This is a genomic window from Chromobacterium paludis (assembly GCF_008275125.1).
Taxonomy (GTDB): Bacteria; Pseudomonadota; Gammaproteobacteria; order Burkholderiales; family Chromobacteriaceae; genus Chromobacterium; species Chromobacterium paludis.
The window spans coordinates 138,078-150,092 of the sequence record NZ_CP043473.1; the positions used below are offsets into that span (position 1 = coordinate 138,078).

At 65.4% G+C, this 12,015-nt stretch carries 11 protein-coding genes; 1 reads left to right on the forward strand and 10 read right to left on the reverse strand.

What is annotated here, in order from left to right:
- Positions 1 to 6 precede the first annotated feature (6 nt).
- The 10 genes from FYK34_RS00715 to FYK34_RS00760 all read right to left on the reverse strand — a co-directional run bounded on the left by FYK34_RS00715 (position 7) and on the right by FYK34_RS00760 (position 10,554).
- A complete protein-coding gene (locus FYK34_RS00715) occupies positions 7 to 1,212 on the reverse strand; it encodes an EAL domain-containing response regulator (protein WP_168209608.1) in 1,206 nt (401 codons plus the stop codon).
- 8 nt (positions 1,213 to 1,220) lie between these two features.
- Complete coding sequence (locus FYK34_RS00720) at positions 1,221 to 2,318, reverse strand: protein-glutamate methylesterase/protein-glutamine glutaminase (RefSeq protein ID WP_149294605.1); 1,098 nt, start codon at positions 2,316 to 2,318, stop codon at positions 1,221 to 1,223.
- Positions 2,315 to 2,875 (reverse strand): chemotaxis protein CheD, encoded by a 561-nt coding sequence (locus FYK34_RS00725; RefSeq protein ID WP_149294606.1) that lies wholly within the window; start codon positions 2,873 to 2,875, stop codon positions 2,315 to 2,317. Before FYK34_RS00725 ends, FYK34_RS00720 begins: the two co-directional genes overlap by 4 nt.
- An 84-nt stretch (positions 2,876 to 2,959) precedes the next feature.
- Complete coding sequence (locus tag FYK34_RS00730; protein ID WP_196782566.1) at positions 2,960 to 4,534, reverse strand: methyl-accepting chemotaxis protein; 1,575 nt, start codon at positions 4,532 to 4,534, stop codon at positions 2,960 to 2,962.
- A gap of 31 nt (positions 4,535 to 4,565) precedes the next feature.
- Positions 4,566 to 5,114 (reverse strand): chemotaxis protein CheW, encoded by a 549-nt coding sequence (locus FYK34_RS00735; protein WP_149294607.1) that lies wholly within the window; start codon positions 5,112 to 5,114, stop codon positions 4,566 to 4,568.
- Positions 5,115 to 5,131: 17 nt separating this feature from the next.
- On the reverse strand, positions 5,132 to 6,727 hold the full coding sequence (locus tag FYK34_RS00740) for a methyl-accepting chemotaxis protein (RefSeq protein WP_168209609.1): 1,596 nt from the start codon (positions 6,725 to 6,727) through the stop codon (positions 5,132 to 5,134).
- A complete protein-coding gene (locus FYK34_RS00745; protein ID WP_149294608.1) occupies positions 6,724 to 8,922 on the reverse strand; it encodes a chemotaxis protein CheA in 2,199 nt (732 codons plus the stop codon). Before FYK34_RS00745 ends, FYK34_RS00740 begins: the two co-directional genes overlap by 4 nt.
- Positions 8,912 to 9,208, reverse strand: a complete 297-nt coding sequence (locus tag FYK34_RS00750; RefSeq protein WP_149294609.1) for an STAS domain-containing protein — start codon at positions 9,206 to 9,208, stop codon at positions 8,912 to 8,914. The genes FYK34_RS00745 and FYK34_RS00750 overlap by 11 nt, the downstream gene beginning before the upstream one ends.
- A gap of 13 nt (positions 9,209 to 9,221) precedes the next feature.
- Positions 9,222 to 9,590, reverse strand: a complete 369-nt coding sequence (locus FYK34_RS00755) for a response regulator (protein ID WP_149294610.1) — start codon at positions 9,588 to 9,590, stop codon at positions 9,222 to 9,224.
- 19 nt (positions 9,591 to 9,609) lie between these two features.
- Positions 9,610 to 10,554: a hypothetical protein gene (locus tag FYK34_RS00760; RefSeq protein ID WP_149294611.1), complete on the reverse strand. Its 945-nt coding sequence runs from the start codon at positions 10,552 to 10,554 to the stop codon at positions 9,610 to 9,612.
- A gap of 217 nt (positions 10,555 to 10,771) precedes the next feature.
- Here FYK34_RS00760 and FYK34_RS00765 point away from each other — a divergent pair, with 217 nt between their 5' ends.
- The gene (locus FYK34_RS00765; protein WP_149294612.1) at positions 10,772 to 11,998 is read left to right on the forward strand and encodes an aspartate kinase; all 1,227 of its coding nucleotides are present in this window, start codon (positions 10,772 to 10,774) and stop codon (positions 11,996 to 11,998) included.
- Positions 11,999 to 12,015 lie beyond the last annotated feature (17 nt).

Below are 12,015 nucleotides of genomic sequence, written 5' to 3' on the forward strand. Positions count from 1 at the left end.
GGCCGCTCATGCCTCCTTGGCCTTGCCTTCCTGTTGCGGCCGGCGGTTTTTGACCCAATCCTCGAACAATTCGGCTGACAAGGGCTTGGCAAAGTAATAGCCCTGTCCCATCACGCAGCCGCGTTCGCCGACGAAGGACAGATCGGTCGGCGTTTCTATGCCTTCCGCCACCGTGGTCAGCTGCAGCCGGTGCGCCAGCTCCAGTATGCTGTTGAACACGGCTTCCAGGTGCGGCTTGTTGGCGATCGAGGTCACCAGAGACTGGTCGATTTTCAGTTCGGTGAACGGGAAGCGCATCAGCTGCTGGAAGGTGGCGAAGCCGGTGCCGAAGTCGTCGATGGACAGGCCCACCCCGCTGAGCCTCAGGCGCGCGGCGATGCCTATCGCCTCCGCCAGGTTGTCGGCGACGGCGGTTTCGGTGATCTCGAACACGATGAAGCGCGGCGGCACGCGGCTGGCGCGGATGCGCTGCTCGATCTCGTCGGCCAGGGTCGATCCCTTCAGCGACAGCGCGGACAGATTGACCGACAGCGGCAGGCGCAGCCCGCGCCGCGCCCACTCCTGCCATTGGGCCAGGCCTTGCTCCAGCATGGTCAAGGTCAGCTCAGTGGCCCAGTCACAGGCCTCGATGACTGGGATGAAGCGCGAAGGGGGGATGATGCCCTGCTCGGGATGCTGCCAGCGCACCAGCACTTCCGCGCCTTTGAGCAGGCCGCCGTCCAGCGTCACCTTGGGCTGGTAGTAGGGGATCAATTGCTTCTGGTCCAGGGCCATGCGCACGTCCTGCTCGCGGCACAGTTCGATTTCCGGGCTGTGTTCGGAGGGCGGCGTCCATATCCGCCGGAGCAGGTCTTCCAGCGCCGCTTGTTGCAGCGGCTTCTTCAGGCCGCCCAGCACCGGCAGCCCCAGCTCCCGCCCCATCAGCTCCACGGTGGAAATCAGCAGATAATCCTTGCCCGAGGTGACGATGATGGGAACGGACAGGTTTTCCTTGGCCATCTGCTGGATCAGCTGCACGCCGTCCATGTGCGGCATTTCCAGGTCGATCAGCGCCAGGCTGGGCAGGCGCTCGCGCAGGCGCAGCAGCGCCTCCTTGCCGTCGGCGGCCTGGCGCAGCGCCGGGATGCCCAGTTGCGTGCACAGCTCGCAGGCATGCTGGCGCTGCACCGCGCTGTCTTCCACCACCAGGACGTCTTCTATTCGCAGCGGCATGGCCAGGCCTAACTCTGTCGGCAAATCGCCTTGGCGATCTGCTCCAGCGCCATGATCTCATCGGCGGCGCCCAGCTTGATGGCTTCCTTGGGCATGCCAAACACCACGCAGCTCTCCTCGTCCTGGGCGATGGTCTTGGCGCCGCAGTCATGCATTTCCTTCAAGCCCTTGGCGCCGTCGTCCCCCATGCCGGTCATGATGACGCCCAGCGCGTTCTTGCCGGCGTACTTGGCGGCGGAGCGGAACAGCACGTCAACCGAGGGCTTGTGGCGGCTGACCAGCGGGCCGTCCACCACTTCCACCTGGTAGTAGGCGCCGCTGCGCTTGACCATCATGTGCTTGCCGCCCGGCGCGATCAGCGCGCGGCCGGGCAGGATGCGGTCGCCGTTGCTGGCTTCCTTCACTTCGATCTGCGACAGGCTGTTCAGGCGCTCGGCAAAGGAGCGAGTGAACTTTTCCGGCATGTGCTGCACGATGGCCAGGCCCGGACAGGTGCGCGGCAGATCGGTCAGTATCGTTTCCAGGGCCTGGGTGCCGCCGGTGGAGGTGCCGATGGCGACGATGCGCTCGGTGGTGGCGAACACATTGCTGCCGGTGGGCGGGGCCAGAATGGCATCGGCCGACAGCTTGGGGCGCGTCTCCAGCGTGGACGCGCCGGCGGCCGAGGCAGGCGCGCTGGCCGAAGGCATCACCCGCACCCGGTTCATGCGCGCGGCGGCGGCGCTGCGCACGGCCATCACCAGCTGGCTGGCGCTTTCTTCCAGGAAGCCCTTGACCCCGGCCACGGGTTTGGCGATGACCTCTACCGCGCCGGCCGCCAGCGCCTGCATGCTGATGTCAGTGCCCTTTTGCGTCAGCGAGGAGCAGATCACCACCGGCGTGGGGCGGCTGGACATCAGCTGCTTGAGGAAGGTAATGCCGTCCATGCGCGGCATTTCCACGTCCAGCACGATCACGTCCGGCCAGCGCAGCTTCATCTTGTCCATGGCCATATAGGGGTCGTTGGCGACGTCCATCACTTCGATGCCGCTGGCCTGGTCGAATACCTGGCTCAGCACTTGCCGCACGACGGCGGAATCGTCGACGATCAGAACCTTGATGCTCATGTGCGCGTCCTTGTGTGGGGAGGCGGAGGCTCCAGCTCGGCCTCTTGCGATTGTTTGATCCAGACGTGGCCGCTGGCTACTTCGAACAACACCAGGCGTGGCGTGTTGCCGCCCAGGTCTTCGCCCTGCAGCCTGAGGCCAAGCTGCTTGACCATGGCGCGCGCCTGGCTGATGTTGCGCGAAGGCACGTCGTGGCTGAGCTTGCGCTCGCGGCTGAGCATCATGGAGGCGCCGCCCACCAATCGCGCCTGGAATTCCTGCAGCGGCAGTCCGCAGGCCAGGATCTCGCGCAGCAGCAGCAGCATCGCCTCGTCGCCGTAGCGGCCGGACAGGGTGTCGCCGCGGCGATGATTGCGCTGCGCCAGCAGGTAGTGGCACATGCCGCCCAGCTTGGCCTGCGGATGCCACAGCACGATGGACACGCAAGAGCCGAGCAGGGTGCGGATGCGGGTGCCGCTGCCGCCGAAATGCCATTCGCCGGGATGCAGGAATACCGTGTCCTCGGCGGAGGCCGCGGGGGGCGGATGGCTGGTGGCGGATGGCGGAGGCGTCGCCATATGGGGAGGCTCCCTTGTCAGTTGCCGGCGGAGACGGCGCGTGTTTCTTTTCAATCTAGTACAGACTGGCCGCCGCTCCCGAATTCAAAAGCGGAACGGTTCTTCCTCGCCGCCGGGAGGGGGCGGAACGGCGGTGGCAGAACGCAGCTGCGCCCCCAGCCGGAAGAAGCCCATGGCCTGCTGCAGCCGCTCCGCTTGCTGCGTCATTTCCGAGGCGGTGGAGGCCAGTTCCTCGCTGGCGGCGGCGTTTTGCTGCGTGGAGTGGTTCAGGTGCTGGATGGCCTGGCTGATCTGTCCCATGCCGCCGGCCTGCTCCTGAGTGGCGGCGGCGATTTCCTGCACCAGGTCGGCGGTGCGGCCGCTGGAGCGGACGATCTCCTTCAGCAGCTTGCCCGCCTGTTCCGCCACCGCCACGCTGTGTTCGGCCAGCTCGCCGATTTCCTGCGCGGCCACCTGGCTGCGTTCGGCCAGCTTGCGCACCTCTGCCGCCACCACGGCGAAACCGGCGCCGTGCTTGCCGGCGCGCGCGGCCTCGATGGCGGCGTTCAGCGCCAGCAGATTGGTCTGATAGGCGATGTCGTCGATGATGCCGACGCGGTCGGCGATCTGGCGCATGGCCTGCACCGTTTGCTGCACGGCCTTGCCGCCCTCGGTGGCTTCGTCTGAGGCTTTTTCCGCGATCGCCTCGGTGGTGCGCGAGTTGTCGCTGGTCTGGCTGATGGAGGCCGAAACCTGTTCGATGGAGGCCGAGCTTTGCTCCACGCCGGCGGCGGAGGCGGAGGCGCTTTGCGACAGGGCCAGCGCGGTGGCGCTGATCTGCTGCGCCGCGCAGGACACGCTGTCGGCGCCGTCCTTGACTTCGCCGATGATGGCGCGCAGTTGCCGGCACATCGTCTGCATGGCGTCGCGCAGGCTGCCGCTGGGCGCGGCCGCGGTTTCGATGTCCAGCCGTCCGGCGGCGACTTCGCGGGCGATGGCCGCCACGTCCTGCGGATCGCCGCCCAGCCGGCGCACCAGGCGGCTGTAGATCCAGGTCAGGGAGCCGGTCAGCAACAGCAGCACGCCGGCGCTGACCGAGGCCAGGATGGCGAAGGTCAGGCGCGTGCCGCGCTCAGCCTGCGCCTCAGCCTGCGCCTGCATGCGGTTGGTTTGCTCGATCAGCGGCAGGATGGCCTGGTGGTTGCGGTCGTAGTCGGCGGACAGGCGGTCGAAGGCGCGATTGATTTCCAGCTGGTCGTGCGCGTCCAGCGCCGGCAGCAAGTGGGTGTCCACCTCCTGGAAGAAGGCATCGGCCGAGGCGCGGACTTTCTGTTCCAGCGCGGCGCGCATGTCGGGCGGCAGGGCGCTGGCCTGCCATTGCTTCTGGGTGTCGTAGAAGGCGGCGCGGCGCGTTTGCAACTGGTTGAGCAGTTGCTGGCGGATGGATGGATCTGGCGTGTTGCGCAGCAGATTCACCAGCAGGAAGCATGATTGCAGCTCCAGCGTCGGCGGATCCAGGTCGTTGATGAAGTCCTTGCCGATGACTACCTGATGGTAAAGCTCGCCATTGATCATCACGGTGCGCAGGCCTATCCAGGCGGTGGCGGTGAGCAGGCTCAGTCCCGCCAGCACGCAAACGATCAACACGCTGAACTGCTGGCGGATGGAGAAGTTTTTCATCGTTCTGCTCCTTGGCGGAGGCGGCGCGCGCTCATCCTTCCTCCTCCATTTTTTCCAGGCGGCCCAGCTCGGACAGCAGCGACATCTCCTCCAGAGACAGCACCTTGTCCACATTGAGCAGCACCACGAAATGGCCATCCACCTTGGCCATGCCTTCGATGAAATCGACGCGTATCTTGCTGCCGAACTGCGGCGGCGGCTCGATCTCGCTGTCTGGAATCGCCAGCACCTCATGCACCGCGTCCACCAGCACGCCGATCAGCTGCGATTGCTGCGCGTGCTCCATTTCGATGATGACGACGCAAGTGCGGCGGTTGATCGCCGTTTCCTCGCGGGCGAAGCGCAGCGACAGGTCGATGACCGGCACCACCGCGCCGCGTAGATTGATCACGCCGCGGATGAAGGCCGGCATCAGCGGCACGGTGGTGGGCTTGATGTATTCCAGGATTTCCCGTATGCGCAATATGCCGATGGCGAAGGTTTCGCCGGAGAGCTGGAAGGTCAGGTATTGCAGGGTCTCGCCGGTTTCGTCCGTTGCCGGGGCGCCTTCGCTGCGGCGCAGGATGTTCAATGCGGCCATGTCGTGCTCCCCCGCGCTCACAGGCGCGTAAACGCGCCTGCGTCGGCGCCGTCCGCTGGCTTAGGCGGCGCCGGGTGGCCGCCCGCGCGCAGCGAGCCCAGATGGAAGAAACCAATCAGATCGTGCAGGTTTTCCGCCTGGCGGTTCATCTCCTCCGCCGTGGCGGCCAGCTCCTCGCTGGCGCTGGCGTTCTGTTGCGTCGTCTGGCTCAGCTGCTGGATGGCCAGGCTGATCTGACCGACGCCGCCGGACTGCTCTCCCGCGGCGGCGGCGATCTCCTGCACCAGATCCGACGTGCGGCGGCTGGAGCGCACGATCTCCTCCAGCATGCCGCCGGCCTGGTCCACCAGGGCGACGCTGTCCCGCGCCAGGGTGCCGATTTCCTGCGCCGCCACCTGGCTGCGCTCGGCCAGCTTGCGCACCTCGGCCGCCACCACGGCGAAGCCCTTGCCGTGCTCGCCGGCGCGCGCGGCCTCGATGGCGGCGTTCAGCGCCAGCAGATTGGTCTGGTAGGCGATGTCGTCGACGATGCTGATCTTGTCGGCGATCTGGCGCATGGCCCGTATCGTGTCCTGCACCGCGCAGCCGCCGGCCGCCGCTTCGCTGGAGGCTTTCTGCGCGATGCTCTCGGTCATGCGCGCGTTGTCGTTGGTCTGATTGATGGAGTGGGACATCTGCTGCACCGAGCTGGAGGTTTGCTCCAGGCCGGAGGCTTGCTCGCTGGCCGACTGCGCCAGGACTTGCGAGGTCGCGTGGATGTGCTGGGCGGCGATGGACAGGTTCTCCGAGCCGTTCTTGACCTCGGCGATGATGGTGGCCAGCGTGTGCACGGTCTGCATGATGGAGGCGGCCAGGCTGGTGCGGTCGCCGGGGCGCAGGTCGATCCGGCTGAGCAGATTGCCCCGCGCCACCTCGTGCATCATGTCGGCCACCTGGCGAGGCTCGCCGCCCAGGGTGCGCAGCAACTGGCGACGGATCCGCGCGGTGATCAGCGCGCTGAGCGCGATGGCGGCGACGGCCAGCGCCAGCAGTCGGTAGCGGTTGATGGCCGCCGCCTGCTCGCCCTGGTCCACCTGCGCGTTGTTCAGCTGGTCTTCGTACTCGACCAGGTCGCCGATGTTGCGGTTCAGCAGGCTGCCCTTGCCGGCGTTGACCATGAGCCGAGCCTCCGGCGCCCGCTGTTGCATTGTCAGCGACAAAGCTTGCTGGTAGTTCTGGTGCGCGTCGCGGCTGGCGGCCTGGATGGCGGAGATCAGCTCGCGCTCGCGCGAGGTGGCCGCCGCGCCGCGCAACAGGAGCTGGGCCAGCTGGTTTTCGGTGTCCTGATAGCTGCGCAGATTGTCCTGAAACGCCTGCTCGGCGCGCGAGGAGTCGTTTGGCGTTTCCGCGAGCAAGGCATCGCGGATGTCGATGCGGACTTGCTGGTTTTGCTCCAGCATCTGGTGCGCCAGCCGGGTTTCCGCGTTATTGACGCGGGCGATGGTGTGGATGACGGCGCCCAGGTCGTAGAAGCCGATGAGGGCGACCGCGACGCACAGCAGCAGCAGGGCGATGATGGCGCCATAGCCCAGCGCCTGCTGAGTGGCGATGCGCATGTCCCGTATGGCCGTCATGGCAAGCTCCGTGGAGAGGCGGGTTCTTCGGCCGCGCCGCCGGTCCCGTGCGGAAGGGGCGGGGCGAAGCGTTCGGTTTCCTTGCGGCAGGCATGCTGGATCAAGGCCGGCACGTCCAGGATCAGCGCCACCTCCCCGGTGCCGAGTATGGTGGAGCCGCTGATCGCCTTTAGCGAGGAAAACAGCGCGCCCAGCGGCTTGATCACGGTCTGGAATTCTCCTTGCAGCGCGTCCACCACCAGTCCGGCCTTGCGCTCCCCGTATTGCGCGACCACCACGTTGCGCCGGGCCGGCGCCGCGGCATCCAGCTCGAAGAAAGCGCCAAGGTGCAGCAGGGGCAACAGCTCGCCGCGCAGATTGATGCAGTCGTGCACGCCGTGCCGCGGCAGATCGGCGGGCAATTCGATGCATTCGACCACGGCTTCCAGCGGCAGCACGAAGGTGGCCGGACCGACATCGACCAAGAAGCCGTCGATGATGGCCAGCGTCAGCGGCAGGCGCAGCCGGAAGGTGGTGCCCAGGCCTAGTTCGCTGTCGATGTCGATGGCGCCGTGCAGCTGTTCGATGCCGCGCTTGACCACGTCCATGCCGACGCCGCGGCCGGACAGGTTGGTGACGTGCTCCGCGGTGGAGAAGCCGGCCTCGAAAATCAACTGGTACACCGCCGCGTCCGGCAGGACTTCGTCCGCCGCCAGCAGGCCCCGCTCGCGGGCCTTGGCCAGGATGCGCTCGCGGTTGAGCCCGCCGCCGTCGTCGGCCACCTCGATCACGATGCTGCCCGACTCATGGTAGGCGTTCAGCCACAGGTTGCCGGCCGCCGGTTTGCCGTTCGCCACGCGGACGGAAGATGGCTCGATGCCGTGGTCCATGGCGTTGCGCACGATGTGCATCAGCGGGTCGGCCAGTTTTTCCACCATGGACTTGTCCAGCTCGGTCTCGGCGCCGACGATGTGCAGCTGGATATCCTTGCCCAGCTCGTGCGACACATCGCGCACCACGCGCGGGAAACGCTGGAAGATCTCGCCGATCTGCACCATGCGCATGGACAGCGTGCCGGCGCGTATCTGTTCGATCAGATTGGCGATGCTCAGCGTCGCCTCCACCAGTTGGGGTTGTTGCGAGCGCCGCGCGATCAGGTTGGCCGCCGCGCCGGCGATCACCAGCTCGCCGATCAGATTGATCAGGTTGTCCAGCTTGCCGGCCTCCACTTTCAAAAACTTGCTTTCCTGCTGGCGGCGGCCTTCCGCCGCGTGGGGCGCTTCGCGCGGCGGCGGGGATGCCTTTTCCGCGGCGGGGCTGGGCGGCGCTGGCGGCGGGGACGGGGCGTCGGTTTCGGCTTTGACTGCCGCGTCGGCATCGGCTTCGATTTCAATGGCGGCCTCGGCCGCGTCCAGCGCGCCGAATCGCTGCCAGTGCCGGCGCAGCTCATCGGCCTCCGCCGGCGTCGCGCTGGCGCAGGCCTCCTCCAGGTGCGCCGCGGCCAGGCGCAGCGGCCAGATGTGAAGTTCGCTGTCTTCGCGCACGAAGTCGAACACGTCGTTTAGCGCTTGCTCGCTGATGTCGCTGCGATACAGCACCTCCAGCCGCAGGTAATTGGTTTCCGGGTCAAAGGCCGCGCCGGCGGGCAAATTGCAGCTGACGGCGCCTACCTGCTCCACGGTGCCCAGGGTGGACAGATAGCGGATGAACGACGAGGGGTCCAGGCCGTTGCGCAGCACATCGGGACCGAAGCGCAGCGACAGGAGCCAGCGTTCCTCGCGCGGCGGCGCCTCTGCCGTGGCCGCCGGCGCCGCATGCAGGGGGGGCGAGGCGGGAGGCGCCAGGTAGCCTTGCAGCGCCGCCATCAGCGGCGGGTCTTGCAGCGCGTCCAGGTCGGCCTTGTCCGCCAGCGCCTGGATCATCTGCTTGACATGGTCGTGGCAGCGCAGCAACAGGCCCACCAGATCATCATCCAGCTTGAGCTGGCCATCGCGCAGATGATCCAGCAGGTTTTCCGCCTGGTGGGTGAAGCCGACGATGGCGTCGAGTCCGAACAGGCCGGCCGATCCCTTGATGGTGTGCATGGTGCGGAACAGGGCGTTCAGCTGCTCGGCATCGGCCTGGAGAGGATCAATGTCCAGCAGGATGCCCTCCATTTCTCCCAGCAGTTCGCGCGCCTCTTCCAGAAAGGTCTGCATCGCCTGTTCAAGATCCATGCGCACCCTCCGTCGCATCCGCCAGCAGGACGGCGTCCATGCCCATCAGGGCGGCGAACTCCACCACGCAGCGGCTGGGATTGCCGATGACGAGCGGCCGCCCCAGGCGGGCCGCCTCTTGCCGCAGCCAGATCAGCACCTGGGCGCCCGCGCTGTCCAGCTCTTCCAGCGTGGAGAGGTCGAGATGGATGTCCTCGCCCGACTGCAGCGCGCGCAGCAATTCGTCGCGCCATTGCGCGGCCTGGAAGATGGTTTGTTCATGCCCGGCAAACAGGGAGAGCGTCATCTGCGGATCTCGTTCAGGGTTGGATCAGCTTGGAGACGGCGGTCAGCAGGGCGGGGGGCTGAAAGGGCTTGACCACCCAGGCCCGGGCGCCGGCCTCCTTGCCTTCGCGTTTTTTCTCTTCCGCCGATTCGGTGGTCAGCATGATGACCGGGGTGAATTTGTAGTGCGGCAGCTGCTTGATGCTCTTGAGCAGGGCGATGCCGTCCAGCTGCGGCATGTTGACGTCGGAAATGATCAGGTGGATTTTCCTGCCGTCCAGTATCTCCAGCGCTTCCAGGCCATTGCCGGCTTCCAGCACCTCGTAGCCTGCGCCGGCCAGGGTCATCCTCACCACTTGCCGCAGCGTGGTGGAGTCATCGACGATCAATATCGTTTTGGCCATCTGCCGTTTCCCTCTCTATTCAGAAGAAGGTGATGTCGTTTGGACCTTGCGCCTTGTCGTGGTGCTCGCGGTTATGCAGCGCGCGCTGCTCGTGCGTGGTGTAGCTGGCTTTCAGCGCGCTGAGCCAGGCCTCGGTGTCGGGCGGCTCCGGGAGGTCGTCGCCGCGGTATTCCAGCGACTCGTGCAGCAGGGTCTCCAGCTGCCAGATGTCGTTTTGGACGTGGGACAGAATCTGGTTGACCCGGTCCTGAAACTGCAGATGGATCAGGACTTCCTCTATCGTCGCCTGCAAGTTCAGCGGGGCGTCGGCGGATTCCTGCTTGAGGCGGCAGGCGAGGCAACTGGCGTGGATGTCCGCATCCAGCGATTCCAGCTGCAGCGTCCACTGCCCGATCTGCTCGGCGAACTGCGCACTCAGTTCCGTCGGAACGCGGTTGGATTCGATCAAGCTCCGCGCCAGCGACTGCAACTGATGGCCGGTGGCTTTCAATTGCTCCAGCTGCGGCGTCAGCCGCTTTTGCAGAGGGGGCGGCAGCTGCAGGGACTCCAGCGCGTTTTCCAGCTTGTCCTGAGCCGCGGCCACCGGATGGACCGCGTCCGGCGGAAGCGCGGGCGCGTGGTCGATCTGCCGCAGCAAATGGTCAAAGCGTTCGGTGAGCTGGCTGGCGGCCTGGTCTATCTGTTCGCGCCCCAGGGCCACGTGGCCGGCCCAAAGCGGGAGCAAGGCGTTGACATGTTCGGCCACGCTGCGCCAGTAGCGCGCATGGCGGACATCTTCAATGGGGGGCGGAGCGGCGGGCGCTGGAGCCGGCCATAGCAAGAGCAGGGCAATCAGCAGCGAGCTGAGGCCGACGGCAGGCCAGAAAAGGGGATGGTTGATGAACAAGGCATACTGTATGCCCCCATTGACGGCCAGGCCGATTTCCAGCCGAATCCAGCGCCAGGGTTGAACAGGGGCAGTCATGCATGGGTCCCGTCTTTCGGATGCAGGGTCTACTTACTGTTTGTAGCCTTTGCCGCAGAGGGATGCAAACCGGCTGCCTATTCCTGCAGGCCAAGTAAACGATGAAGGCATATTCCTTGACGAGATAAGCGGTCGGGCAATTCCGTCTTGCAATTCTGTACATTCTATGGTCAGAATCGAAGTTCGATATTTCAACTTTTTTCAATAAGAAGCACGTATGGCACTCATCGTACAGAAGTACGGCGGCACCTCGGTCGGGACAACCGAGCGCATCAAGAATGTGGCCCGCCGCGTCGCCAAGTGGAAGGCTCAGGGACACGATGTGGTGGTGGTGGTTTCCGCGATGAGCGGCGAAACCAACCGCCTGATCGCACTGGCCAAGGATATCCAGGACTATCCGGATCCTCGGGAGCTGGACGTGGTGGTTTCCACCGGCGAGCAAGTCACCATCGGCCTGTTGGCCATGGCATTGAAGGAAATCGGCGTGCCCGCCAAGAGTTATTGCGGCTGGCAGGTGAAGGTGGTGACCGACCAGGCCCACACCAAGGCGCGCATCCAGTCCATCGACGAGGAAGTGATGCGCGGCGACCTGAACGAGGGCCGCGTGGTCATCGTGGCCGGTTTTCAGGGCGTGGATGAGGAAGGCAATATCACCACGCTGGGCCGCGGCGGCTCGGATACCTCCGCCGTGGCGCTGGCTGCCGCGTTGAAAGCGGATGAGTGCCAGATCTACACCGACGTGGACGGCGTCTACACCACCGATCCGCGCGTGGTGCCGGAGGCGCGCCGCCTGAAGACGGTCACTTTCGAAGAAATGATCGAAATGGCGTCGCTCGGCTCCAAGGTATTGCAGATCCGTTCGGTGGAATTCGCCGGCAAGTACAAGGTTCGCTTGCGCGTGCTCTCCAGCTTCGAGGACGAAGGCGAGGGCACCCTGATTACGTTTGAGGAAGATGAGAGCATGGAAAAGGCGGTAGTGGCAGGCATCGCGTTCGATCGCAACGAAGCCCGCATCAATGTGAAGGGCGTGCCGGACAAGCCGGGCATCGCTTACCAGATCCTGGGTCCGATCGCCGACGCCAACATCGAAGTCGACATGATCATCCAGAATGTCGGCGAGAACGGCACCACGGATTTTTCGTTCACCGTGCCGCGCGGCGAATTCAACCGCGCGCTGACCATACTGCGCGAAGTGCAAACCCATATCGGCGCGGCCAAGATCGACGCCGACGACAAGGTGGCCAAGATTTCCATCGTCGGCGTGGGCATGCGCTCGCATTGCGGCATCGCCTCCACCATGTTCCGCACGCTGGCGGAAGAGGGCATCAACATCCAGATGATTTCCACTTCCGAGATCAAGGTGTCGGTGCTGGTGGACGAAAAATACCTGGAACTGGCCGTTCGCGTATTGCATAAGGTTTTCGGACTGGACCAGCCGGCGTAAATAATTTCAGATTTACG

Excerpts from the sequence above, each read along its gene's own strand:
- FYK34_RS00725 (WP_149294606.1), bottom strand. The coding sequence starts at position 2,875 with ATGGCGACGCCTCCGCCATCCGCCACCAGCCATCCGCCCCCCGCGGCC.
- FYK34_RS00735 (WP_149294607.1), bottom strand. The coding sequence starts at position 5,114 with ATGGCCGCATTGAACATCCTGCGCCGCAGCGAAGGCGCCCCGGCAACG.
- FYK34_RS00750 (WP_149294609.1), bottom strand. The coding sequence starts at position 9,208 with ATGACGCTCTCCCTGTTTGCCGGGCATGAACAAACCATCTTCCAGGCC.
- FYK34_RS00765 (WP_149294612.1), top strand. The coding sequence starts at position 10,772 with ATGGCACTCATCGTACAGAAGTACGGCGGCACCTCGGTCGGGACAACC.
- FYK34_RS00740 (WP_168209609.1), bottom strand. The coding sequence starts at position 6,727 with ATGACGGCCATACGGGACATGCGCATCGCCACTCAGCAGGCGCTGGGC.
- FYK34_RS00745 (WP_149294608.1), bottom strand. The coding sequence starts at position 8,922 with ATGGATCTTGAACAGGCGATGCAGACCTTTCTGGAAGAGGCGCGCGAA.
- FYK34_RS00755 (WP_149294610.1), bottom strand. The coding sequence starts at position 9,590 with ATGGCCAAAACGATATTGATCGTCGATGACTCCACCACGCTGCGGCAA.
- FYK34_RS00760 (WP_149294611.1), bottom strand. The coding sequence starts at position 10,554 with ATGACTGCCCCTGTTCAACCCTGGCGCTGGATTCGGCTGGAAATCGGC.
- FYK34_RS00730 (WP_196782566.1), bottom strand. The coding sequence starts at position 4,534 with ATGAAAAACTTCTCCATCCGCCAGCAGTTCAGCGTGTTGATCGTTTGC.
- FYK34_RS00720 (WP_149294605.1), bottom strand. The coding sequence starts at position 2,318 with ATGAGCATCAAGGTTCTGATCGTCGACGATTCCGCCGTCGTGCGGCAA.
- FYK34_RS00715 (WP_168209608.1), bottom strand. The coding sequence starts at position 1,212 with ATGCCGCTGCGAATAGAAGACGTCCTGGTGGTGGAAGACAGCGCGGTG.